This window comes from Pseudomonas sp. 21LCFQ02 (genome assembly GCF_024129895.2).
GTDB lineage: Bacteria > Pseudomonadota > Gammaproteobacteria > Pseudomonadales > Pseudomonadaceae > Aquipseudomonas.
Genome location: NZ_CM178749.1, coordinates 355,449 through 379,285 on the forward strand (window position 1 = coordinate 355,449; position 23,837 = coordinate 379,285).

At 60.0% G+C, this 23,837-nt stretch carries 18 protein-coding genes and 1 pseudogene; 14 read left to right on the plus strand and 5 right to left on the minus strand.

Annotated elements, in window-relative coordinates; translation table 11 throughout:
• Positions 1-5 precede the first annotated feature (5 nt).
• Positions 6-476, minus strand: coding sequence for a MarR family winged helix-turn-helix transcriptional regulator (locus NJC40_RS01720; RefSeq protein WP_045483260.1), 471 nt, complete (start codon positions 474-476; stop codon positions 6-8).
• 252 nt (positions 477-728) lie between these two features.
• On the opposite strand from NJC40_RS01720, the gene NJC40_RS01725 reads away from it, so the two are divergent.
• The 6 genes and pseudogenes from NJC40_RS01725 (at position 729) to NJC40_RS01750 (ending at position 7,668) form a co-directional block, all read left to right on the plus strand.
• Positions 729-1,682 carry a PDR/VanB family oxidoreductase gene (locus NJC40_RS01725; protein ID WP_045483263.1) on the plus strand — a complete coding sequence of 318 codons (954 nt, stop codon included), beginning with the start codon at positions 729-731 and terminating at the stop codon, positions 1,680-1,682.
• A gap of 34 nt (positions 1,683-1,716) precedes the next feature.
• Positions 1,717-2,796 carry a Rieske 2Fe-2S domain-containing protein gene (locus NJC40_RS01730; protein ID WP_045483266.1) on the plus strand — a complete coding sequence of 360 codons (1,080 nt, stop codon included), beginning with the start codon at positions 1,717-1,719 and terminating at the stop codon, positions 2,794-2,796.
• 240 nt (positions 2,797-3,036) lie between these two features.
• Positions 3,037-4,370, plus strand: a pseudogene (locus NJC40_RS01735) (MFS transporter).
• 72 nt (positions 4,371-4,442) lie between these two features.
• Positions 4,443-5,684 carry an OprD family porin gene (locus NJC40_RS01740; RefSeq protein ID WP_253140594.1) on the plus strand — a complete coding sequence of 414 codons (1,242 nt, stop codon included), beginning with the start codon at positions 4,443-4,445 and terminating at the stop codon, positions 5,682-5,684.
• A gap of 216 nt (positions 5,685-5,900) precedes the next feature.
• Entirely contained in the window at positions 5,901-6,527 is a 627-nt protein-coding gene (gene ycaC / locus NJC40_RS01745; RefSeq protein ID WP_045483275.1) for an isochorismate family cysteine hydrolase YcaC, read from the plus strand.
• A gap of 187 nt (positions 6,528-6,714) precedes the next feature.
• A complete protein-coding gene (locus NJC40_RS01750; protein WP_253140595.1) occupies positions 6,715-7,668 on the plus strand; it encodes a LysR family transcriptional regulator in 954 nt (317 codons plus the stop codon).
• A 60-nt stretch (positions 7,669-7,728) separates the two neighbouring features.
• Here the strand turns inward: NJC40_RS01750 and NJC40_RS01755 are convergent, their stop codons facing one another.
• Entirely contained in the window at positions 7,729-10,092 is a 2,364-nt protein-coding gene (locus tag NJC40_RS01755) for a TonB-dependent receptor (RefSeq protein ID WP_253140596.1), read from the minus strand.
• A gap of 316 nt (positions 10,093-10,408) precedes the next feature.
• On the opposite strand from NJC40_RS01755, the gene NJC40_RS01760 reads away from it, so the two are divergent.
• Entirely contained in the window at positions 10,409-11,977 is a 1,569-nt protein-coding gene (locus NJC40_RS01760) for an alkaline phosphatase family protein (RefSeq protein ID WP_253140673.1), read from the plus strand.
• A 75-nt stretch (positions 11,978-12,052) separates the two neighbouring features.
• On the opposite strand, the gene NJC40_RS01765 is transcribed toward NJC40_RS01760, so the two are convergent.
• Positions 12,053-12,958, minus strand: coding sequence for a TauD/TfdA dioxygenase family protein (locus tag NJC40_RS01765; protein WP_253140597.1), 906 nt, complete (start codon positions 12,956-12,958; stop codon positions 12,053-12,055).
• Between the two features lie 177 nt (positions 12,959-13,135).
• On the opposite strand from NJC40_RS01765, the gene NJC40_RS01770 reads away from it, so the two are divergent.
• Positions 13,136-14,050 (plus strand): LysR family transcriptional regulator, encoded by a 915-nt coding sequence (locus tag NJC40_RS01770; RefSeq protein ID WP_253140598.1) that lies wholly within the window; start codon positions 13,136-13,138, stop codon positions 14,048-14,050.
• Between the two features lie 237 nt (positions 14,051-14,287).
• Positions 14,288-14,962 (plus strand): hypothetical protein, encoded by a 675-nt coding sequence (locus tag NJC40_RS01775; RefSeq protein WP_253140599.1) that lies wholly within the window; start codon positions 14,288-14,290, stop codon positions 14,960-14,962.
• Between the two features lie 53 nt (positions 14,963-15,015).
• On the opposite strand, the gene NJC40_RS01780 is transcribed toward NJC40_RS01775, so the two are convergent.
• Together NJC40_RS01780 and NJC40_RS01785 are read right to left on the minus strand one after the other, a co-directional pair.
• Positions 15,016-15,891, minus strand: coding sequence for a hypothetical protein (locus NJC40_RS01780; protein ID WP_253140600.1), 876 nt, complete (start codon positions 15,889-15,891; stop codon positions 15,016-15,018).
• Between the two features lie 192 nt (positions 15,892-16,083).
• Positions 16,084-17,094 (minus strand): ABC transporter substrate-binding protein, encoded by a 1,011-nt coding sequence (locus tag NJC40_RS01785; RefSeq protein ID WP_253140601.1) that lies wholly within the window; start codon positions 17,092-17,094, stop codon positions 16,084-16,086.
• A 287-nt stretch (positions 17,095-17,381) separates the two neighbouring features.
• Between NJC40_RS01785 and NJC40_RS01790 the strand changes: the two genes are divergently transcribed.
• From NJC40_RS01790 to NJC40_RS01810, 5 genes are all read left to right on the plus strand, one after another.
• A complete protein-coding gene (locus NJC40_RS01790) occupies positions 17,382-18,965 on the plus strand; it encodes an ABC transporter permease (RefSeq protein WP_253140602.1) in 1,584 nt (527 codons plus the stop codon).
• The gene (locus tag NJC40_RS01795; protein ID WP_045483301.1) at positions 18,962-19,777 is read left to right on the plus strand and encodes an ABC transporter ATP-binding protein; all 816 of its coding nucleotides are present in this window, start codon (positions 18,962-18,964) and stop codon (positions 19,775-19,777) included. The genes NJC40_RS01790 and NJC40_RS01795 overlap by 4 nt, the downstream gene beginning before the upstream one ends.
• 536 nt (positions 19,778-20,313) lie before the next feature.
• Complete coding sequence (gene ssuD, locus NJC40_RS01800; RefSeq protein ID WP_253140603.1) at positions 20,314-21,465, plus strand: FMNH2-dependent alkanesulfonate monooxygenase; 1,152 nt, start codon at positions 20,314-20,316, stop codon at positions 21,463-21,465.
• A gap of 55 nt (positions 21,466-21,520) precedes the next feature.
• Positions 21,521-22,708, plus strand: coding sequence for an acyl-CoA dehydrogenase family protein (locus NJC40_RS01805; RefSeq protein WP_045483307.1), 1,188 nt, complete (start codon positions 21,521-21,523; stop codon positions 22,706-22,708).
• A gap of 12 nt (positions 22,709-22,720) precedes the next feature.
• Positions 22,721-23,836, plus strand: a complete 1,116-nt coding sequence (locus tag NJC40_RS01810; protein WP_253140604.1) for a sigma-54 interaction domain-containing protein — start codon at positions 22,721-22,723, stop codon at positions 23,834-23,836.
• Position 23,837 lies beyond the last annotated feature (1 nt).

Below are 23,837 nucleotides of genomic sequence, written 5' to 3' on the forward strand. Positions count from 1 at the left end.
TGCCCTCATGGCGCGGGCGGATCGTACTCGTTCACGTGCGGAATGTTTTTCTGTAAGCGCCCCAGCAGGTCGACGAGTGTATCCACCTCGGCGGACGACAGGCCGTCGAGCAACCGGCTCTCGCGCTCCAGCGCGACTTTCAATACCCGATCATGCAAAGCCTTGCCTTCTGGCGTCAGGCTGACGGTATAGCGCCGACCGTCGAGCTTATCCACCTGGCTGGTCGCATAGCCCTGTTGTTCCAGGGCCTGAAGGGATCTGCTGACCGCCCCCTTGTCCAGCCCGATGACCTGGCATACGCGGTTGGCCGTGATGTTGTTCTCCACCGCAAGCATTGAAAGCAAGCGCCACTCGACCACGCCGATACCAAAGTGCTTGCGGTACGTCAGAGAAGCGCCCGTAGCCAGTTTGTTGGCCAAGAAGGTCAGCAACGCCGGAACGTAGCGAACAAGATCAAGCTGAGTGGGTGCAGGCATAAAAATACGAACCTTAAGAATCAAACGTTTCAGGCAAATTGGTTGACACCGCAACTAAATACGCCGATTCTACATTCCACGAACCGTGCGTGCTGATCGCATCATAAGCGACAGCCTGATCCCACAAGAATAAATAACGGGAATCCTCATGAACCACACACCTATCCTGCACCCGCCCTCCGCCACCACGTGAGCTAAGCGCTCAGCCCCTATTGAACATTTTTGTGCCACTTGACTGTGGAGGGAGAAGCCATGCTCCGTGTAAAGGTTAGCCACAAGCACCTTGTGGCCGATGATATCTGCAGCTTCGAGCTGTCCCCCGTCGACGAGCAGATCCTGCCCGCGTTCACCGCAGGCGCCCATATCGATGTCTGGACCCCAGCAGGGACGGTGCGCCAGTACTCGCTCTGCAACCACCCTGAAGAACGCCATCGCTACCTGATTGGTGTCCTGCGTGATCCCCACTCAAGGGGCGGTTCGCAGGCCATGCACGAGCTTGTGCAGGAAGGCCAGGAACTCACCATCAGTGCGCCACGAAATCTTTTTCCACTGTCGCCCGATGGGAAAAAACACCTTCTGCTCGCCGGTGGCATTGGCATCACACCCATGCTGGCGATGGCCTATGAGCTGTCCCAGCGCGGCGTTGATTTCGAGTTGCACTACTGCTTTCGCGCCAAAGCAAAAGCCGCGTTTATCGATGTGCTTGAGTCAGCGCCCTTTGCCCGGAACGTGGTGCTGCACGATGACAGCGCCGGCCCGGACGCCGCGTTGAATGCGAGCCTGTTGCTGCAGTCCCCCGTGACTGGCGTTCACCTGTATGTGTGTGGCCCAGGCGGGTTCATGGATTACATCCTGAAGGCCGCCGAAGCTGCGCACTGGCCGCAGGAACAGGTTCATCGGGAGTTCTTCGCCGCCGCACCTGTCGATCAGACCGGCGATCAAGCGTTTGAAGTGGTGCTCGCACGATCGTCCCTCACCTTTCAGATCCCGGCCGACCGCAGCGTCTTCGAAGTGCTTGATGAGGCCGGTATCGAGATACAAAGCTCCTGTGAACAGGGCATCTGCGGCAGCTGTATGACCCAGGTCCTTGAAGGCACGCCCGATCATCGCGACCAGTTCATGACCAAGGCCGAGCATGCATTGAACGACCAGTTCACCCCGTGCTGCTCACGTGCCAAAACACCGCGTCTGGTCCTGGATCTCTGACTTTCCCACTCTAACAACAGCATCGGAAAAGCCTATGAACACCTCAACCAAAGAGCTGGCCTATGAGGTCGGCAAGCAATCCACCCTGCCCAAATTTCCACTCGATCAGTGGTATGTCGCGGCGCTGGGCTGGGAGCTGAAAGACAAACCGGTCGGCCGCACACTGTTGAATAAAGCGGTGGTGCTGTTTCGTACAGCGGACGGGCAAGTCGCTGCTCTGGAAGATCGCTGCTGCCACCGGGCGCTGCCACTCTCCAGCGGCACACTGGAAAGCGGTGGGCTTCGTTGTGGATACCACGGGCTGCTGTTCGATTCTGCAGGCAAGTGCATCGAGATTCCGGGTCAGGAAAAAGTGCCCGGCAAGGCCAAGGTCGCCCTGTTTCATGTCCGCGAGCGTGACCAGATCGTCTGGGTCTGGTTTGGCAGCGAGTCGCACCCGGAGCCGACCTGCGAACCGCCCGAGTACAACGTGCACAGCAGCGGCAAGTATCTGTTTGACGGTGACGTGTACCACTACGACGCGCCCTACCAGCTTATTCACGACAACCTGATGGATCTCAGCCATCTGGGTTATGTGCATCTGAAGACGATTGGCGGCAATGCCAACGTTCATATGCATGCGCAAATGACCGTGCAAAGCGAAGGCGATGTGGTCAAGGTCATCCGTCACATGCCCAACTCGACACCGCCGCCCACCTACTCTGCCGCCTACCCGTTCAAGGGAAACATCGATCGTTGGCAAGAGATCGAGTTTCATGTCAGCCACCTGCGCATCTGGACGGGCGCCGTTGACGCCAACACAGAGTCTCTGCAAGACCCTGAACGCGGCGGATTTCACATGCGTGGGTTCCATGGCGTCACACCCGAGACCGAAAATACAACCCACTATTTCTGGTCGATGGCCACCAACCCCGAAAGCAATCATGCAGAGGTCAAGGCAAAGGTCATCGAACAAACCGCGCTGACCTTTGATGAAGACAAAATCATCATTGAGGCCCAGTACAAGAACATGTGCCGATTCGGCGAACGCCCCATGATCGATATCCATGTCGACGTCGGCGCAAATCGGGCGCGCAAAATCATTGAGCGCCTGCGCCAATCCGACCCGGCATGAGGCCGCTACACCTGCCCCGCCCCCGTCTGCAAGTCCAACGGCAGACTGACTGAAATGAGATGAAAGCAACGCCTTTGTGACTCGTCGAGAAACTGAGGTGCTGGTTAACCCGTGCGTGCTGTTTAAACAACAATAAAAGGTATAGCGCTATGTGTAAGCAATCTTCCCGATTTATCGGGCAGGCTTCGGCCGCCTTGCTTTTGCTCAATTCATTGCCATTGAACAAGGAGGTTTGACGATATGGTCAAGTCAATTGGGCAACTAATGGACGAAAAACCCATGGTCAGTTCTCAATGGGGCGTGATCGCTCTTTGCATCCTGATCAACATGCTCGACGGCTTCGACGTGCTGGTAATGGCCTTCACCGCCGCGTCGGTTTCGGCAGACTGGGGACTCAACGGCATCCGCGTCGGCTACCTGCTCAGTGCCGGATTGGTCGGCATGGCAATCGGCTCGTTGTTTATTGCGCCCTGGGCGGACCGGTTCGGCAGACGCCCGCTGATCATGTTTTGCGTGAGCATCGCCGGACTGGGTATGCTCGCCTCCTCTCAAGCAAACAGTTTCGAAACACTCGCCATTCTGCGGCTGATTACGGGGCTTGGCATTGGTGGGGTTCTGGCCGCAGTTACGTAATTGCCGGCGAATACGCCAACAAAAAATGGCGCGGGCTGGCAATCAGTTTGCAGTCGACGGCCTACGCGCTGGGTGCAACGATTGGCGGGATCATTGCCGCTCAGATCATCCCGACCCAAGGATGGCGCTCGGTGTTTCTGTACGGCGGCATCACCACGCTCTCGACACTGCCGTTGCTGTTTCTCTGGCTTCCTGAGTCACTTGCCTTTCTGACGTCTCGCCAACCGGTCGGCGCCCTGGCCAAGATCAATAAACTGCTGGTACGCGTAAAACTGAACACCATCAGCGCGCTGCCCACCGTTAACGACACCAGCCGTGCGCGCATGCGCGATACGGTAGCCGAATTGTTTTCACCGGCACTGCTGCGTTCAACCTTGCTGATCTGGCTGGCCTTCTTTCTGGTGATGTTCGGCTTCTACTTTGTGCTGAGCTGGACGCCCAGGCTACTGGTCTCGGCCGGCCTCTCCAACGCCCAAGGCATCACGGGCGGTGTACTGCTTAACATGGGCGGCATCGTCGGCACGACCGTCATCGGGCTGCTGGCTGCCCGCTACCCACTGGCTCGCCTGCTGATGCTGTACCTCATCATCAATGCGCTGTTGCTCGCGCTGTTCGTCCAGTTCACCCACAACCTCACACTGGCCTTTGCCGTGGCACTGGCCATCGGCGTATTCGTCAACGGCTGCGTCGCCGGGCTGTATGCCCTTGCCCCGTCTTTCTACAGCGCGTCACAGCGGGTAACAGGCCTGGGCTGGGGAATCGGCATGGGCCGTATCGGGGCCATCCTCTCACCGTTGGTTGCCGGTCACTTGATCGACGCCAACTGGAGCCCGTCGAAGCTCTACATCTTGTTTGCCAGCGCCTTCGTTCTGGCCGCGCTGGTGGTCTGGGGCCTCAAGCGCCGGGCAACGGCGCGCCTGGCACCGGCCAGCGCCACCTGACTGAACTGACAAAAACAAGAAATCAGGATGCTCGCAATGACTAACCGTATGAGTTGCCCCCAGCTGTTGAGCATGGGCGCGCTGGGCGTGTGTGTGTCTTTCTGCGCCGAGGCAGAACTGCTGAAGGATTCAACCGTGACATTAATGTCACGCAACTTTTATCTGGACCGTGATTACAAGGGTGCCACACCGTACGCCGAAGCCAGGGAATGGGCGCAGGGTTTCATCCTCAAGGCCCACTCCGGCTTCACCGAAGGCCCCATTGGGCTGGGCCTGGACCTGACCGGCATGCTGGGTCTGAAGCTCGACTCGTCACCCGACAGAACCGCAACCCAGCTATTGGCCTTTAACCCGCAGACCCGACAGGCGCGTGACGAATACTCAGAGCTGGGGGCGGCACTCAAAGCCAGGGTTTCCAAGACCCAACTCTCGGTAGGCACACAATTTCCCAACCTGCCGGTCCTCACCGGCAGCCCTGCGCGCCTGCTTCCACAAACCTTCCGGGGCGCCTATTTACAGTCAGGTGACATCAAGGATTTATCACTGCATCTGGGGCGAATGGACCGAGTGAACATGCGCGACTCCACGGACTACCAGCCCATCTCGATCGCCTCTCCCAATGGCCGCTTTCGGCCCGGCGCCTCTTCGCAAGAGTTTGATTTCATCGCCGGTGATTACAAGTGGTCCGACGCGCTGACGCTGCGTTACAACTACGCCAAACTCGACAACATCTATCAACAGCATTTTTGGGGGCTTTTGCACACGCTGCCCATCGGTCCGGGCCTGTTGAAAACTGACCTGCGCATTTTTGATAGCCGTGAGGATGGGCGCGCAGAATCTGGCCGGGTGGATAACCGGAGCACCGGGGTGATGTTCACCTACCAGATGGGCGCACACAGCTTCGGCCTGGGTCACATGCGCCAGACCGGTGACACCGCCATGGTCTACCTCGCAGGTGGCGAGCCTAATGTGTTGAGCGACGGGACAATGAGTGCGGACTTCGTCAACCCGAAGGAGCAGACCTGGGCGCTACGCTACGACTACGATTTCGCCGGGCTGAGCATTCCCGGCCTCAGGGCCATGGCGCGCTACCTGCACGGCAGTCACATCAATCTCCCGGCACTCGGGGGGGATGACTTATCGGAGTCGTCCAAGGATTTCGAGCTGTCCTATGCAGTGCAGTCAGGCCCTGTGAAGGGGCTGGCGCTGCGGCTGCGGCAGAATTTCTATCGCAGCGACCTGAGTTCGGCTGCCACGTTCAGAAGTGACAACGAAACCCGCGTGAACATCGATTACACCTGGAAGCTTTGGTAACCATGCGCTGCCATTGGCGCAAGGTCTGACCCACGCCACGACAACCCCCGGCATCAGGCTGGGGATTGTCGCTTTCAAGGTGACAGTAAAACGCTTTTTAGCCGATTTATCCCGTTCAGGTAAATCCTTAATCTGTGCCCAGGTTGAACACAGCGCTGAACCCAGCGCACTGACTCAACAACTTACTCAAAACCTCTCAGATAAAGGACTTACCCCATGGCCAACTTCACCTACAACCGCCTGAACAAAGACGACGCCGTAGTACTGTTGATCGACCACCAGACCGGCCTGATCTCGCTGGTGCAGGATTTCTCGCCAAACGAGTTCAAGAACAACGTGCTGGCGCTGGGTGATCTGGCCAAGTTTTTCAACCTGCCGACCATTCTCACCACCAGCTTTGAACAAGGCCCCAATGGCCCGCTGATCCCTGAATTGAAAGAGCAGTTCCCGGATGCGCCGTACATCGCCCGCCCTGGCCAGATCAACGCCTGGGACAACGAAGAGTTTGTCAAAGCGATCAAAGCCACCGGCCGCAAGCAACTGATCATCGCCGGAGTGGTGACTGACGTGTGCGTGACCTTCCCGGCCTTGTCGGCTCTGGCAGAAGGCTTTGATGTGTTCGTGGTGACTGACGCTTCCGGCACCTTCAACGAGACCGTGCAGCAAGCCGCATGGAACCGTATGAGCCAGGCGGGCGCGCAGTTGATGAACTGGTTCTCGGTGGCTTGTGAGCTGCACCGCGACTGGCGCAACGATATCGAAGGCCTGGGTAACCTGCTGAGCCAGCGCATCCCTAACTACCGCAACCTGATGAACAGCTACACCGCGCTGACTTCGCGCTGAGCCGAAGGCCTGCCGGGAACTCAAGCTGACGCTCCCCGGCAGGCCTGCTTTTACGCGACTGGGCGACATATTCCTCTCTGGAATATGCATATCTCTTATTAACTGTTTCAGGAATAAGCGTTTACTTCTATAAGAGCGTTCACCCTCTTGCAGCCCCTGCATCCAACCGAACGCTCAGATGTAAACCATGCATATCGACCTTCGCCAGCTTCGTCACTTTATCGCCCTAGCCGAGCACCGCAGCTTTGTCGCGGCCGCCGCCGCGGTCAATCTGTCGCAGTCGGCGTTCAGCCGCAGCATCCAGGCGCTGGAGCACAGTGCGGGGTTTCAACTGGTCGACCGGGCCAGCAAGGAACTGCCGCCGACCCAGCAGGGCCTGGTGGTGCTGGAACACGCCCGACGCCTGATCCGCGAGGCCCAGGAGCTGAACAACGAGATTGGCCGCCTGAACGGAGCAGAAATCGGCACCCTGCGGTTCGGTTGCGGACCGGCGCCGGCCGGGCAGCTGGTGCCCAGGGCCGTAGCGCTGTTCATCGCCGAGTATCCCAAGGCCAAAGTGCATTTTCAGGTGGATAACTGGCAGGACCTCAACCAGCGGTTGATCAGCGAGGACATCGAATTTTTCGTGGCCGACACCCGACGCTTTGAAGCGGACCCCGATTACCGCATCACCCGCCTGCGTGCACAACGCATGCGCTTTTATTGCCGCGCCGATCACCCCTTGGCGCAGCAGGCATCAGTGACTTGCAAAGAGCTGTTCGGCTATCCGCTGGCCACCACCTTCCGCCCCCCGAACATCCGCAAGTTACTCACCGAATACAGCGGCCGCCGCGATTTCGTGCCTCAGGTGGAATGCGAGCACACCTACGCGTTGCTCAATGTGGTCCGCCATTCGGATGCCATTGCCATCGGTAATGCAATGAACCCGGAACCGGCCTTGTTCACCGCTGAGTTGCACTGGCTGCAACCGGTGGACCTGCCGCCGCATCTGGAAGAAATGAACACGCGCTACGGCATCGTCAGCCGTAACGCGAGGTCCTTGTCATCGCTGGCCAAGGCGATGATCGGCCTGATCGAAAAGACCGATCTGCACCTGGCCGACCACCTCAGCGGCGTGCCAATGCCGCATGTCGGGGTGTAGATAGGCCCGGCCGGGCCTACAAGCATTCACCCGCAGGAGATGCTTATGCCTCAAAGCATTTCAGAAGTCGTAACGCCCGGTCACACCCACGGTCCGCGGTGCGCCCATAAAGCCCGAGTAGCCGCCGTTAGGCTCACTCCACAACGAGGTGTAGTAGGTCTTGTCGAAGGCGTTCTTCACCCACAGCGACACATCCCACTGACCCTGGCCCCAGTCGCCGCGCAAGCCGGTGGCGAAGTTGGCCACGCCGTAGCCGGGGATCTGCGCATGCACGGAGTCTTCGACGATGCCCACAGCCCGCGAGCGATAGGCGTAGCTGCCGGTCACGTACTGCTCCAGGCCGTTGTCCCAGCCCCACGTGTATTCACCGTTGAAGTTAGCAATCCACTTCGAGGCGCCGACCACCTGATTGCCGCTCAGGTCGCAGGATGCCGGGGCACCGGGACGCAAGCTGACCTCCGGCGGGCACGGCGCATCCTTGTACGACAGATAACGCACGTCGTTGTAAGAGCCGTTGAGGTTGAGGGTCAGGCCGCGCAGCGGCACCACAGTAGCCTCCAGCTCCGCGCCGCGTGAACGCACAGAGCCTGCGTTGGTCAGGTACTGCACGCGGTTGGCTTGGTCGTAAGCGGTGGTCTGGTAGCCGTTGACCTGGGTCCAGAACAGGTTGCCGTTGAGTTGCAGACGGTTGTCCCACAGGGTGCTCTTGACGCCCAGCTCGAGGTTGTTGGCGCGCTCGGCACCGATCAACAGCGAGTCGGCACCGGCAGTCGGTGCGGTGCCAACCGTGAGATTGACGCCGCCAGACTTCTCGCCGTGCGACAGGGTCGCGTAACCCAGCACATCGTCGCTGAACTTGTAGCTCAGGTTGAGCAGCCCCGACGGGCTGATGCTGTACTGGTTAAGATCGCCGGAGTCATAGACACCATACCGACCGTTGCGCGCGGTCAGCGCAGCACCGGTCACCGCCACGCCGCCGGTTGGCGCGCTGCGGTTGACCCAGGCGCTCTTTTCTTCATAGGTGCCGCGAATGCCCGCAGTAAAGTCCAGCTTTGGCGTCAGGTGCCAGGTGCCCTGGCCAAACAGTGCGAAGCTGTTGGTGTCGATATGGCCCTTGGCAACGCTCTCGACATTGGCCAGCGCGCCTGCGGCAGTGCCGTTCCAGACATCGGCCAGCGGGCCGTTGCTGGCCTTGTTGGTGTTGTCCAGGTCCGAGCCATAGTAGTAAGCGCCAAGCACGTAATCGAAGGCACCGCCGGTGGGCGAAGCCAGCCGGATTTCCTGCGACCATTGCTGGCTCTGTACCGAGACACCACCGTTGTAACTGGCCGGCACGTTGATGCCGTCGTCGTTACGCGGGCTGAAATCCCACCAGCGATAGGCGCTGACCGAGGTCAGGGTGAAATCGCTGGGCAACTTCCAGTTGGCTTCCAGTGACAAGCCGCCCTGGTGCACAGTGACCCGCTGGGTGGCGTCGATATTGACCTTGCGCTCGCGGCCATTGACCAGAGTGGCGCCGGCAGCGGCAGCCCGCGACTCATAGCGGTTTACGCCATTGATGGTCGGGCCGGTGCTGTACAGCGCGCGGGTGCCGGCACTGGAAGACTCTTCGTTATAGTCGCCGATCAGGCGCAGGTTGAAGTCTTCGCTGGGCTTGTACAGCAACTGACCACGAAAGCCTTCGCGCGAGCCGCCATTGAGGTCATGGCCGCTGTATTCGTTTTTCAGGTCGCCATCGCTACGGCTGCGGTAAGCCGAAAAACGCCCGGCCAGTTCATCACTGAGTGGCCCGGAGATCGTGCCTTTGGTCTGGAAAAAACCGTCTTCAGCCACCGAGGTTTCAATCGTACGTTCCGGGGTAAAGCTCGGCGCCCGGGTGCTGATATTGACCACCCCGGCGGTGGTGTTTTTGCCAAACAGCGTACCTTGCGGGCCGCGCAGCACTTCCAGTTGCTCGATGTCCATCAGGTCGAACACCGCCATGCCGGGGCGGCCCAGATAAACGTTATCGATGTACAACCCGGCACTGCCCTCCAAACCGTCACTGGCCGGGTTGTTACCCAGACCGCGGATCGACACACTGGACTGCCGGGCGTGCATGTAAGCCACGTTCAAGCTTGGGGTCAGTTGTTGCAGGTCCTGAATACGATAAACGCGCTGGCTTTCCAGGGTCTGGCCACTGACCACACTGATCGGCGTCGGCACGTTCTGCGCACTCTCCTCACGGCGTCTGGCCGTCACGGTCACGGTTTTCAATTGCGCGTCGGCGGCCTGCGAGGTGCCCGCCTGGGGCGGCTCGGCATTGAGCGAGGTCTCGGCGGCATGGGCATATGACCCGCCAGCACAACCCGCCAGCAACAGCGCCAAAGGTAGACGTTTAAGTGGCCAGCGCGGCAGCGGATGAGTCGTTGCGGACGGGTTCATACAGGCTCCTTTCAAGCAATCACACACAAACGGCGACTCGCTCGAATATTCTATTAAGTTATATATTTATTAATTAAAAGATTTCAAATGCATAAGAGCATGCATTTAAAAGGAGTCCATCCAGACTTGGGAAATGCATTTGCCCAATATTTTTAATGTGCAAAATGCATATGCGAGAAGTGCTGATGTTATGCACGCCGCGCATCGTGGATATTCAATAAATGCGCTTGCCGCATAGGTTCGTAACGGCGCAAATAAGCCTTTTTGCAATCGGTGGTGAACCGTGTCCAAGCCTGTGCGCAATGTGCTTTACATCATGTGCGACCAACTGCGTCGTGATTACCTGTCCTGTTACGGCCACCCGCACCTGCACACGCCGAACATCGACCGCCTGGCCGCTGCCGGGGTGCGCTTCAGCCGTGCCTATACCCAGGGCACCATTTGTGGCCCGTCGCGGATGTCGGCCTATACCGGGCGTTATGTGAGCAGTCATCAAGTGGCGTGGAATGCCGTGCCGCTGCCGCTGGATGAGCTGACCATCGGTGACTACCTGCGCCCGGCCGGCATTCGTACCGCGCTGGTGGGCAAGACCCACGCCACCCCCAACAGCGACGCACAGCAACGCCTGAACCTGCCGGCAGGCAGCGCGCAGGTGCAGCAACTCGACGAAGTGGGTTTTGAACCCTATGTACGCCACGACGGCCTGTACCCTGACGACCCGGTATTCACAGAAAAACGCGAGAGCGCGCCTTATACCCACTACCTGCGCGAGCAGGGCTTTGCCGGCGACAACCCGTGGCATGACTGGGCCAACGCGGCCGAAGGCGAAAACGGTGAGCTGCTCAGCGGCTGGAAGATGCGCAATGCGCATCGACCGGCGCGCATTCCCGAACAGTACTCAGAGACGGTGTACACCACCGAACGCGCGATCGACTTCATCGATGAACAAGGCGAGCAACCCTGGTGCCTGCACCTGTCGTACATCAAGCCGCACTGGCCCTATATTGCGCCTGCGCCCTATCACGCACTGTACAGCCATGCGCAAGTGATCGACCCGATCCAGCCGGCCGAACCCAACGATCACCCGGTGTACGCCGCGTTTCGTCAGCATCAAGAGAGCCAGAACTTTTCTCGCGATCAAGTGCGCCTGAATGTGGTGCCGACCTACATGGGCCTGATCAAGCAGATCGACGATCAACTTGGCCGGCTGTTCGAGCACCTGCAAAGCAACGGTCGCTGGGACGACACGCTGATCGTATTCACCAGCGATCACGGCGATTTTCTCGGCGACCACTATCTGGGCGAAAAAGAGTTTCTACTGGAACAGGCGGTGGGCATCCCGCTGATCGTCCGTGACCCACGACCGCAAGCGGATGTGACCCGCGGCACAGTGGATGAGCGCCTGGTAGAAACCATCGACGCCCTGCCGACTTTTTTGCAGGCGTTGGGTCTGCCGGCAGCCGATCACCGCCTGGAGGGCCGCTCATGGATACCGCTGCTGCACGGTGAACAACCCGACTGGCGCCGCTACGCCATCGCCGAGTACGACTACGCCTTCCAGGCCCCGGCCCGCGAACGGCTGGGCCAGGCCATCGACCGCTGCCGCATGTACATGGTGCGCAGCGAGCGCTTCAAGTACCTGGCTTACGATGGCTTTCGCCCGCAGTTGTTCGACCTGGAAAACGACCCGCAGGAACTGCACGACCTGGGCAGCGACCCGGCCTATGCCAGCGTGCGCGAACAGCATCAGGGGTATCTGTTCGACTGGCTGCGCGGCCTGAAACGGCGCACCACCATCAGCAACAGCGAAATCGACCTGCGCGGCCAGCGCTTTCGCTATGGCGAGCCGGCCGAACAAAAGCTGGTACCGATCGGGGTGTGGTAAGCGGCACAACGCTGACCCGCTGGAAGTCAGCGTGCTGGCCAATGCAGGCGCCGCATACCTGTTGCCAGCCACCCATCAAGCGCCGCGTGTGGTGACGCTGCGCTGGCCATGCACACCCACCGGCACTTCACCTTGCAGGGTCACGCGGCGCACGATGCGCGCCTGATCGCCGTAGTCGTCGACGGCGTAGTGTTGGGTCGCGCGGTTATCCCAGATGGCCACGTCGCCCACGCTCCAGCGCCAGCGCACGGTGTTTTCCAGACGAATCACGTGGCTCTGCAGCAACTCAAACAGGTGCACCGAATTGGCCTGTGAATAGCCCTTGATACGTTTGACGAAGTGCCCCAACAGCAACGAGCGCTCGCCACTGAGCGGATGCACACGCACCACCGGGTGCTCGGTCTCGAACACTGTGGAAGTGAAGGTCTTGCGGTACTTCGCCGCCTGCTCTGCAGTGACGTTCGGGCGCGGGTTGGCATAGTCGTACTCGTTGCTGTGCACCGCCCATAGCTGGTCGGCCAGCTCGCGCAGCTCGGGGCTCAGGTCGTTGTAAGCAGCCGCGGCATTGGCCCATACCGTGTCGCCCCCGGACTGCGGAGCCACCACCGAACGCAGGATCGAGGCCTTGGGATAGGCCGCGACGAACGTCACGTCGGTGTGCCAGGAGTTGGCGCGCTGGCCATCGGCGGCGCTCAGTTGCATCAGGTAGCTGGAGCCTTCGCGCACGGGCACCGTCGGGTGTGGCATCGGCTCACCGAGCAGTTTGGCGAACGCTTCCTGGCCTTGGTCGTCTAGGTGGGTCTGGCCACGGAAGAACAGCACCTTATGCTCCAGCAGTGCCTGTTGAATGGCCTCGACCAGCACCGGGTCGAGGGTGTCGCTCAGGGTGACCCCGCGCACTTCGGCACCGATGCGCCCAGCCACCGGCTTGAGGTCGAGTTGATGAGGCACAGGTTGCTTGGCGATTGCGGCATTGCTCATGGTGGATCCCTCAGGGCCGGCAGACAGTGGTCAACGAGGCAGCGAGCTATAGATATGCATAAATGCTATATCTAAAAAACAAACGCTTCGTTGACGGAATAAGAGTCTGCATTTAAAACCTGTCCCCAGCCCGAGGGCCAATACCTTCGACCTATTTTTCAAATGCCGGGAATGCATATGGATCTTCGCCAGTTGCGCTACTTCATCGCGCTCAACGAACACCGCAGCTTTGTCCGTGGTGCCGAGGCCATGGGCATTACCCAGCCGGCATTCAGCCGCAGCATCCAGAGCCTGGAACAGGAGTTCGGCTGCGTGCTGGTCGACCGCGCCAGCAAAGACCTGCGCCCGACCCCGGAAGGCCATGTGGTGCTGCAGCACGCCTTGCGCCTGGTCAAGGGCGCCAACCAGCTCACCCGCGAAGTGGCCGAAATGACCAAGCTCGATGCTGGCGAGCTGCAATTCGGTTGCGGCCCGGCACCGGCGGTAAAACTGGTGCCCGATGCGGTCGCCAGCTTCATCAGCGCCTACCCAAGGGTCAAGGTGGGCTTTGAAGTGGACAACTGGGAAAAACTCAGCCGCAGCCTGAGCCGTGAAGAAATCGAGTTCTTCATTGCCGATATCCGCCACTTCGAGTCCGACCCGAACTTCCACACCCAGGCGCTGACACCCAAGCGCGGGGTGTTCTTCTGCCGGCCCGGCCATCCGCTGCTGGCCAAGGACAGCCTGTCGACCAACGATATGTTCGACTACCCGCTGGCTGCCACCCTGCTGCCGCCGGGGTTTCGCAAACTGCTGGCCAGCGCCAGTGGCCGCGACGACTTCAGCCCCGGCATCCAGACCGATCATTTCGCCAGCCTGATGAAAATCGTCCGGCAAACCAACGCCATCGGCATCAGCACCGAAGAGTGTTTTACCGAGGATGTCGCCCCCGGCGAACTGGTCCGCCTGCACTGGCGCAACCTGCCCCTCGAACAGATGGGCGTCGGCGCGCGCTGCGGCATCGTCAGCCGCGCAGGCTTTCGCCTGTCACCGGCAGCCAGAGCGATGATCGACACGATTATCAGCCTGGATCAGGTGCACAAGGCGGCTTAGATCATAGATCCCATTGCCTCGGCACCACGCTGTCGCACAATAAACCCGGCCCCCCGTAGGAGCTGCTTTAGCAGCGAAGCCTTCGCGGCTAAAGCCAATTCTGTTCGATTACGAAAAAAGATGAGACCCCACTCACAACCAGACCACACTTCAGAAACTTCCTACACCATTATCAGGACAAGTTAGCCGCCGGCTGGCCGTCACAAATAGCGAACCATTCAACTGGAGTATCTCGCTATGACTATCACCGGTATCACCTCAACGATCATACCTGCTCACTTGCCTGCCAAACCCGCCGTAACCAGCGCGGAACAGGCAGCGCCCAACCTTGCGCACAGCGTCGAAGACGAAAGACACGCTCGGGCAAAAGCGTTCTACACCCGCGAGGCAGAGCCGTGGCTGAAAGGCTATAACAAGAGCGAAATGACGCCAGAACAAAGCGCGGCAGCCAAGGAAATGTATCTGAGTGAGCTGAAGAGAGATTCAATCGATGCGCTAAAATCTCAGGGTGAGCACTATGGAAAATGCCTCACCGAAGTAGGTATCTACCGGCAGGATCTGGCCAAAAAGAACTTCAGCTATACGCTGGGCGATGATGGAAAAGTCAAACTTCTCGACCCGGAAAACTCGTTCACCGAGCACGAACGTAAATACCTGACATCGCTTTTGAACGAAGACAAAAAATTCACAAATAGCGTGGTCAAGTTCGCCAAACTGGCCATGGAACTGGTTGACCATGATGACAAGGCGTTCGGCGGAAAATACAAGCTGGACCTGCTGAACTTTAAGGACACGGTGGATTACAGAAAACTGATGACGAGCGACTCACAAGACATATACAAAAACCTCATTAGCCAGATTCTTGAAAAGGGCGAGAAGCGCGAAGAGCCGTTGGTGGATGTTGTCGTTTAATCGTGAAGCGGGGCGCTCTGCCGATAAAAATCAGCAGAGCGCCCCTTGACTCATCAGTTTCTGGACCAGTTGATCAGCCAGCGCTTACAGATGTGCCCAAAGTTATAGAGATGGGGTTCTTCAGCTTGAGTCCCAGCCAATAAATTCAACGCTTTGTAATCTCCCACTTCGTACCGTGTGGCCCAGGTATTTCTGCCATTGTTTACATGAAGAAACGGATCAGCATAATACCCGCCTGTACAACCTTCAAATTTCACAAGCTCCAGAATCTTCCCGTTTCTGTCGGATGTATAGTTCGTTGTTTTTCTGTTTTTCTTTTTACCGCTAGGCCTGAAGTCGAAGGCAACCACCCCGCCAGCGAGCGGGTGCCCGGTGCTGTCAGTAAAACTGACATCAAGCATGGCCTCGGTCATGGCCTGAGTGGCAAGAAATCTAGGTTCCGTGCGCCCAATGGGAATGGGTAAAAAGCCTTCTTGGTGATGAAAGTCGTAGCGCATATGCGGAAATGAGCCCAATCCGATCCGATAACCTACCTCATCGAATTGGGCGCCTTCGACGGCCATTACCCTGACTTCAACTTTGGCTCCCGGTGACAGCTTCTGAAATTTCTCGGTCCAGTTCCATCGTTTGACCTTCCATTCCCCAGCATCAATCCGGTATTCCAGCTGCCATAGCTTTCCGTATGTCTGTGCCTCTGAAATTAACAACACGACATCCTGCCCACGTACCGCAGTAAAGCTGTAATGATGCACCTCTGACTTACTTCCCAGCGTATTGCTCAGCAAATGAACCTTATCCTCCAGAACCGTCGCCACTGACGCGTCAGTCGTCTGCGGCCCATTCACTTGATCCGCCTGAGCGAATACCTGCATGGCGGTAGCGGCCAACACACCCGCTACCACACTGTTCAAACGTTGTTTATTTATCATTGTAAAGTCTCGTTTGGTTAGTTCGATTAATCCGTGGTTCTTCTGGCATTAACTCCAGAAACGTGACCGACGTAATCACCCGAACACCAAACGTTCAATACCCAATGAAAATTTCAGAACACTCCTACACACCCTACAATTTCGGAGATTTTGTAGGACCTATACGCGCAAGCCTTGCCACAACTGCATAAATCACAACGCCTTATCCGACACCCACTCACTGACCTTGAACGGCTTGCGCACCAGACGCTGCTCCGCCGCCAGGTCTACCGACTTCTGCAAGCTGGCAAGAAATTCAGGGTCAAGACGCGAATCGAAGCGCACGCTCAGGTCCAGGCCCTTGAGGTCGTCCTGCAAAACCGCCTGGGGGTAGTTGGCCAGTTCCGCAACCAGTGCAATGTAGGCCTGGCGGTTGCTCTCCTGTTGCAGCCAGTGCAGCGCCTGGGCGTTGGCCTTGAGCAGTTTGTCGACCGCCTGTGGATGCGCATCGATAAACGGCCCGTAGCCCAGCAGCACGCTCTGGATGCTGCCGGCCCCGCCCAGGTCCAGCGTGTTGAGCGGGATTTCGGCAAGGCCGCGTTCACGCAGCGAGTTCAATGACGCCGAGCCCCAGGTCGCGTCGATCTGCCTGGCGCCGAGGGCGGCGACGGCAGCGTTGATGTCCAGGTTGATGACTTTGAGGTCTTTTTCCTTGAGTCCCTGGCTGGCCAGTGCAGCGGCGAACGACAGCTGGTAGGCGGTGCCGCGAAAGATTGCCACACGCTTGCCCTTGAGGTCTGCCAAGGTCTTGATCCCGGAGTCCGGTGCGACTGCCAGGTACTGCTTTATGCCCCGCCCGGTGGCGCTGAGCAAGCGGGTGTCCAGACCATTGGCCTTGCCGATGATCGCCGCCAGATCGCCCAGGTAGGCGACGTCTACCTGACCGTTGGCCAGCGCTTCGTTGATGGCCGGGCCTGCGCCTTTGAAGAAATTCCACTGCACCTTGATGCCGTCGGCGGCAAACGCCTGCTCCAGCAGTTGCTGGCTGCGCAGCACGTCGGTGACACCCGTACCGCTTTTCTGCGGGCCGGCACTCAGGTCCGGGACCGCGATGCGGATTTCCTTGAGTTCGGCTGCGTTGACAATGCCTGCGGCACACGCCAACAGGCCGGCCAGCAGCGGCGCAGCGAAACGGAGGGCAAAACGGGGAAGTGAGAGATTCATGCGAGGCTCCTGGCGCATCTGAAGATGGGCGCCAGTCAGGCATACATCGCACCTAAAATAAAATACTAAAAAATGATCTTTTAGTAACTTTAAAGAATATTAAGTCTGTAACCCTTGTGCTTGCTGGGCCATGCACATCTCGCATGAAAAATATTCCGGGAATGCATTGGCTGCAATTGCCCAAGACGGTATTAATGGCAGCCTTTATCCCATATTTGAATCAAATTAATTTTTTATATTCATTTAAAGAATAAGCAAATAAGCATTGGTTTGCGACGGAGAGCCTGATGACCCGTGATGCCACCCTCCCCTTACCGCCCGCCGCACTGCGCCCCAATGGTCGCGCAGTGGTGCTGCTGGCACGCCTGCAGGGCTGGTATGTGCCAATCCTGATTTTCGCTTTGTGGTGGGTTGCCAGCCGCGAGCACTGGATGAGCGAACAGATCCTGCCCGAGCCTGCACTGGTCTGGCAGAGCGCGCTGGAACTGGCCAGTGGCGAGATCTGGGTCAACCTGGGCATCAGCCTGCAACGCCTGGCCTTCGGTCTGCTGGCAGGCATCGGCAGCGGTGCCCTGCTGGGTGCCTGGCTGGGCTCCAGCCCACGGGCTGAACGGCTGATCCTGCCGACCTTCAGCGCCCTGGCACAGATCCCGACCCTGGCGTGGATTCCGCTGTTCATGGTGTTCCTCGGCATTGGCGAGGTGCTCAAGCTGGTGGTGCTGATCAAGGCCATCGTGGTGCCGGTGACCCTGCATACCCTGGTCGGTGTGCGCGATGCACAGCCGCGCTTGCGTGAAGCCGCAGCCGTGCTGCGGCTGCCGCGCGCCCTGCTGATCCGCCGGCTGATCCTGCCTGCGGCCCTGCCCTCGTTCATGGCCGGCGTGCGTCTGGCGCTGTCGGCAGGCTGGTCGTCGCTGCTGGCCGTGGAGCTGCTGGCCTCCAGCGAAGGCATCGGCTACCTGATGGTCTGGGCCCGGCAGTTGTTCATGCTTGATATCGTCTTCGTCTGCATCGCAGTGATCGGTGTGGTCGGGGTGAGCATGGACCTGCTCATCGGCCGGGCCGACCGCAAGCTGGTGCACTGGCCGCACCCACCCACCGCACAACTGAATCGTGGCCGGGCCCAATCGGGCTGGGCCGCCTGGTACCTGCCCATCGCGTTGCTGCTGCTCTGGCAGGCCGCGTATCAGTTGCAGTGGGTCGACCGGCAGATTCTGGTCTCGCCACTGCTGGTGCTGCAAACCACTTGGGCCGGGCTGCTCGACGGCAGCCTGCCCGGCGCCATGCTGATGAGCCTGAGCCGCACCCTCGGCGGCCTGTTGCTCGGTGGCCTAGCCGGGTTCAGCATCGGCCTGCTGCTGGGCCTGTCGAAACCCGCCGAGCGGCTGTTCGGCCCGAGCCTGGGCGCGCTGCGGCAGATCGCGATCTTCGCCTGGGTGCCGCTGCTGACGGCATGGTTCGGCCTGGGTGAACCGGCCAAGTGGGTGTTCGTCTCGTTCGCAGCGTTTTTCCCGCTGTACATCGCCACCCAGCGCAGTGTCGCCAACCAGTCACCGCAACTGGCTGAAGCGGCGCGGGTGCTGCGCCTGAGCCCGTTGCAGCGTCTGGGCCGGTTGGTGTTGCCCGGTGCGGCGCCCGGTATCTTCGGCGGCCTGCGCCTGAGCCTGATCTACGCCTGGCTGGGCACCATCGGTTCGGAATACTTCATGCCCTCGAATGGCGGCATCGGCAGCCTGATGATCGGTGCCCAGCAACTGCTGCGCATGGACGTGATCATGGCCGGCATGTTGCTGGTCGGACTGACCGGCGCCTTGCTCAACTTCCTCGGACAACGCATCGAAGCGCGGGCCACGCGCTGGAGACACGCATGACTCAAGCTATCGTCAGTTTCAACCATGTCGGCAAGGTCTTCGAGGTCGATGGCGGCCAGATCGAGGCCATCAAAGAATTCAACCTGCAGATTGCCGAAGGAGAATTCGTCGCCATCGTCGGCTCCAGCGGCTGCGGCAAATCAACCCTGCTGCGCCTGCTGATCGGCCTGGACACCGAGTACCGTGGCGAGATTCGGGTCGACGGCAAGGTGGTCGAAGGCATCGGCAGCGAACGCGGCATCGTGTTCCAGGAGCACCGGCTGTTTCCTTGGCTGACCGTGCAGGACAACATCGGTCTGGGGCTGGTCAACGAGCCACTGAGCAACGAACAGAAACAACAGCGGGTCGCCGACTTCATCGACCTGGTGGGCCTCAAGGACTTTGCCCGTGCTTACCCGCACCAGTTGTCCGGCGGCATGGCACAACGGGTGGCCATCGCCCGTGGCCTGGTGGCCAGCCCGCGTATCCTGCTGCTCGACGAACCGTTTGGCGCCCTCGACGCGCTGACCCGCCAGCAGATGCAGAACGAACTGCTGGCAATCCGCGAACGGGCAAAAATCACCACGGTGCTGGTGACCCATGACGTCGAAGAAGCGATCTTCCTCGCCGACCGGGTGGTGGTCATGGAGCCGCGGCCGGGGAGGATCAAGCGCGTGGTCGACATCAACCTGCCGCACCCGCGCCAGCGCAGCGGCTATGACTTTCACCTGCTGCGCGAAGAGCTGCTGCATGAACTGACCAGCGACGAGCAGTACGTCGCGCCCAAGCCCACGCACATTCACGACCTGCACCCGGCATTGATTGCGCTGTAGGAGCGGCTTTAGCCGCAATACTGTTCAGTTAAGTACTGGCATGCCTTTGTAGGAGCGACCTTGGTCGCGAAGAGGGCGGCACATTCGCAGCAGATGTAGTGTTTTTACTGGCCTCTTCGTCGAAATGCCGCCCAGACCAAGGTCGCTCCCACAAAGGCATGCAGTGCTTATCTGAACAATATTGGCTTTAGCCGCGAAGGCACCAGCTCACGAGCATCACTGCCCGCCCCTCACCGGAGCTTGATTGCATCGCGCACCTCTCCCACGGCAACTGTTGCTCAGCCAACAGTTGTTGGGCAGCAATCACCGCTGAGCAACAGCAACGCACTCATCCTTGGTGAAAAACCCCGTGAAAAGCCCCGGCCCGCCTGGGTCTGGGCTTGTGGCACAGGACTTGCGAACCCGCCTTGTCCAGCCTGTTAACGGGCTCACATTAAGGAAGCGATCATGAGCGCATTTGTGCATGGCGCTGCGGCCTGCCGCGGCGTCTGCTGTTCATTCACCGTCATTGATCAAGGTCACTCAGGGAGCCGCGCATGAATGTGTTCTGGTTTCTGCCGACCCACGGTGACGGTCATTATCTGGGCACCGCCAAGGGGGCCCGGCCGGTCACCCTCGGTTATCTCAAGCAAGTGGCCCAGGCGGCCGATGGGCTGGGTTACCACGGCGTGTTGATTCCCACCGGGCGCTCCTGCGAGGACTCCTGGGTCGTGGCCTCGGCCCTGGCGCCGCTGACTGAAAAGCTGCGTTTTCTGGTGGCGATTCGGCCGGGCATCATTTCACCGACCGTCTCGGCGCGCATGGCCGCCACCCTGGATCGCTTGTCAGGCGGGCGGGTGCTGATCAACGTGGTGACCGGCGGCGATCCCGATGAAAACCGTGGCGACGGGATTCACCTGAGCCACAGCGAACGCTACGAAGTCACCGACGAGTTCCTGCATATCTGGCGCCGCGTGCTGCAAGGCGAGGCCGTGGATTACCAGGGCAAGCACTTGCAGGTAAAAAATGCCAAGGCCCTCTACCCGCCGATTCAGCAGCCTTATCCACCGCTGTATTTCGGCGGATCTTCCGCCGCCGCCCATGACCTGGCAGGCGAGCAGATTGACGTGTACCTGACCTGGGGCGAGCCGCCAGCGGCAGTGGCTGCGAAGATTAGCGACGTGCGGGAGCGCGCGGCCAAACATGGCCGTACGGTGAAGTTCGGGATTCGCCTGCATGTGATCGTGCGCCAGAACGAAGAAGATGCCTGGCGCGCCGCTGATGAGCTGATCGCGCACATCGACGACGCCACCATCGCCGCCGCCCAGCAGTCGTTTGCCCGCTTCGACTCCGAAGGCCAGCGGCGCATGGCGCAGTTGCACGGTGGGCGCCGCGATAACCTGGTGGTTGCTCCCAACCTGTGGGCCGGGGTCGGTCTGGTGCGCGGCGGTGCGGGCACGGCGCTGGTGGGCAATCCTGAGCAGGTTGCCGAGCGCATCAAGGAGTATGCCGACCTGGGCATCGAGAGCTTTATTTTCTCTGGCTACCCGCACCTTGAAGAAGCCTACCGGTTTGCCGAACTGGTATTTCCGCTGCTGCCCGAACCCTACGCCAGCCTGGCCGGCCGTGGCCTGACCAACCTGACCGGCCCGTTTGGCGAAATGATCGCCAATGACGTGTTGCCCAGCGCCCGAAAGCAGCCGGCGTAAACCAGAAACGGCTTAATTTGAGGATTTTTTCGTGACGACGCCTGTGATTGCTCCTGTGAAGGCCCCTTTACCTGCCTCTTTCACCAGCCCCTTACACCTGGCCCGTAACCTGGCCTGCGAATTTGCCTCCAACGCCGCCGAGCGCGACGCCCAGGGCGGCACCCCCCAGGCCGAGCGCGATGCGTTGCGCCACAGCGGCCTGCTGGGTTTGAGCATTCCGACCCGTTTCGGTGGCCTGGGCGCCAGCTGGCGCGAGACTTTTGATGTGGTGCGCGAATTCGCCAAGGTCGACAGCTCGATCGCCCACGTGTTCGGCTTTCACCACCTGATGCTGGCCACCGTGCGGCTGTTTTCCCGCCCGGACCAATGGCAACCCTGGTTCGAACAGACCGCCCGGCAAAACTGGTTCTGGGGCAACGCCCTGAACCCGCTGGACACCCGCACGGTGCTGAAGACCTTCGACGGCTGGCGGGAATTTTCCGGGCGCAAGAGCTTTTGCTCCGGCGCCAGCGATTCGGAAATGCTCATCGCCTCGGCGGTGGATGAAAGCGCCGGCGGCAAACTGATCATTGCCGCCATCCCCAGCGGGCGCACCGGCATTACCCTGCACGACGACTGGGAAAACATGGGCCAGCGCCAGACCGACAGCGGCAGCGTGACCTTTGAGCGGGTACGGGTCGAAGAGTCGGAATTGCTGCTCGACCCAGGCCCGTTGAGCACCCCGTTTGCTTCACTGCGGCCGCTGATCGCCCAACTGCACTTCACCAATCTGTTTCTCGGCATCAGTGAAGGCGCGTTCGAAGAAGCGCGGCATTACACCCTCAAGGAAAGCCGCCCGTGGTTCACCTCCAAGGCTCAGGACATCAGCGAGGACCCTTACATTCTGCGCCACTACGGCGAGTTCTGGGCATCGCTGGAAGCGGTACGGGTGCTGGTCGAGCGCGCCTGTGTGCTGCTCGATGCCGCTTGGAACAAAGGTCCGGAGCTGGGCAGCGAAGAACGCGCGCAACTGGCGCTGGCGATTGCCAGCGCCAAGGTCAACGCCAGCCGCACCGGCCTGGACCTGACCAGCCGCCTGTTTGAAGTCACCGGTGCCCGCGCCACCCATGCTGCCCTGCGCCTGGACCGCTTCTGGCGCAACCTGCGCACCCAGACCCTGCACGACCCGCTGGATTACAAACTGCACGAGCTGGGTGACTGGGCCCTGAACGGTGCCCGCCCGACCCCGACTTTCTATTCTTGAGCGAGAGCCCTCATGCAACTGCTAACCCTGCCCCCTTCGCCGGCCCTGGCCACGTCCATTCGGGCCACAGCCCAAGTGTTCGAAGACCCTAAATCGCGCGCGTTGTTGGCCCACCTGCAACAGATCGCCCCCAGTGAGGCCAGTGTGCTGATCATCGGTGAAACCGGTACGGGCAAGGAGTTGGTGGCCAGGCACTTGCACAACCTCAGTGGCCGACGCAACGGGCCGTTCGTGGCGGTCAACTGCGGCGCGTTTTCCGAATCGCTGGTTGAGGCCGAGCTGTTCGGCCATGAAAAAGGCGCCTTCACCGGCGCGTTGAGTGCCAAGGCCGGCTGGTTCGAGGAGGCCAACGGCGGCACGTTGTTTCTCGATGAAATCGGCGATTTGCCGATGGCCATCCAGGTCAAGCTGCTGCGGGTACTGCAAGAGCGCGAAGTGGTCCGCCTGGGCTCGCGCAAAAGCCTGCCGATCAATGTCCGGGTGCTGGCAGCGACCAATGTGCATCTGGAAAAAGCCATCAACGCCGGGCACTTTCGCGAAGACCTGTATTACCGGCTGAACGTGGTGACCCTGTCGTTGCACGGCCTGCGCGAGCGGCCGGGCGATATCCTGCCGTTGAGCCGGCATTTCATCCGCACCTACAGCGAGCGCCTGGGTTACGGGCAGATGACCCTCAGCCCCGGCGCCGAAGCCAAGCTGGTGGGTTACAGCTGGCCGGGCAATATTCGTGAGCTGGAAAACGTTATTCACCACAGCCTGCTGACTTGCCGCGACGGTGAAGTACAAGCCGATGACCTGCGCTTGTCCAACCTGCGCCTGGAGCGCCAGGACGACGCCGGCTACTCGCGCAACGGCGCCGACGGCGACTCGCTGGAGCAACTGCTGCAACACACGTTCCGCCGGCTGTGCGAGGAGCAGCCCGGTGCATTGCACGAGCGGGTCGAAACCGCGCTGCTACGGGCGGCCTACCATTTCTGCCATCACAATCAGGTGCACACCGCCGAACTGCTGGGCCTGTCGCGCAACGTCACCCGTACGCGGCTGATCGCCATTGGCGAACTGGTGGTCAACAAACGCCGCAACCAGGATCACGAACTGGATAACCGCCTGTTGCGCCTGTCGATCTGAG

What these genes read in the sequence shown, in the direction of transcription:
- NJC40_RS01720 (WP_045483260.1), bottom strand. Translation starts at nt 476, where the DNA reads ATGCCTGCACCCACTCAGCTTGATCTTGTTCGCTACGTTCCGGCGTTG.
- NJC40_RS01725 (WP_045483263.1), top strand. Translation starts at nt 729, where the DNA reads ATGCTCCGTGTAAAGGTTAGCCACAAGCACCTTGTGGCCGATGATATC.
- NJC40_RS01730 (WP_045483266.1), top strand. Translation starts at nt 1,717, where the DNA reads ATGAACACCTCAACCAAAGAGCTGGCCTATGAGGTCGGCAAGCAATCC.
- NJC40_RS01740 (WP_253140594.1), top strand. Translation starts at nt 4,443, where the DNA reads ATGGGCGCGCTGGGCGTGTGTGTGTCTTTCTGCGCCGAGGCAGAACTG.
- ycaC (WP_045483275.1), top strand. Translation starts at nt 5,901, where the DNA reads ATGGCCAACTTCACCTACAACCGCCTGAACAAAGACGACGCCGTAGTA.
- NJC40_RS01750 (WP_253140595.1), top strand. Translation starts at nt 6,715, where the DNA reads ATGCATATCGACCTTCGCCAGCTTCGTCACTTTATCGCCCTAGCCGAG.
- NJC40_RS01755 (WP_253140596.1), bottom strand. Translation starts at nt 10,092, where the DNA reads ATGAACCCGTCCGCAACGACTCATCCGCTGCCGCGCTGGCCACTTAAA.
- NJC40_RS01760 (WP_253140673.1), top strand. Translation starts at nt 10,409, where the DNA reads ATGTGCGACCAACTGCGTCGTGATTACCTGTCCTGTTACGGCCACCCG.
- NJC40_RS01765 (WP_253140597.1), bottom strand. Translation starts at nt 12,958, where the DNA reads ATGAGCAATGCCGCAATCGCCAAGCAACCTGTGCCTCATCAACTCGAC.
- NJC40_RS01770 (WP_253140598.1), top strand. Translation starts at nt 13,136, where the DNA reads ATGGATCTTCGCCAGTTGCGCTACTTCATCGCGCTCAACGAACACCGC.
- NJC40_RS01775 (WP_253140599.1), top strand. Translation starts at nt 14,288, where the DNA reads ATGACTATCACCGGTATCACCTCAACGATCATACCTGCTCACTTGCCT.
- NJC40_RS01780 (WP_253140600.1), bottom strand. Translation starts at nt 15,891, where the DNA reads ATGATAAATAAACAACGTTTGAACAGTGTGGTAGCGGGTGTGTTGGCC.
- NJC40_RS01785 (WP_253140601.1), bottom strand. Translation starts at nt 17,094, where the DNA reads ATGAATCTCTCACTTCCCCGTTTTGCCCTCCGTTTCGCTGCGCCGCTG.
- NJC40_RS01790 (WP_253140602.1), top strand. Translation starts at nt 17,382, where the DNA reads ATGACCCGTGATGCCACCCTCCCCTTACCGCCCGCCGCACTGCGCCCC.
- NJC40_RS01795 (WP_045483301.1), top strand. Translation starts at nt 18,962, where the DNA reads ATGACTCAAGCTATCGTCAGTTTCAACCATGTCGGCAAGGTCTTCGAG.
- ssuD (WP_253140603.1), top strand. Translation starts at nt 20,314, where the DNA reads ATGAATGTGTTCTGGTTTCTGCCGACCCACGGTGACGGTCATTATCTG.
- NJC40_RS01810 (WP_253140604.1), top strand. Translation starts at nt 22,721, where the DNA reads ATGCAACTGCTAACCCTGCCCCCTTCGCCGGCCCTGGCCACGTCCATT.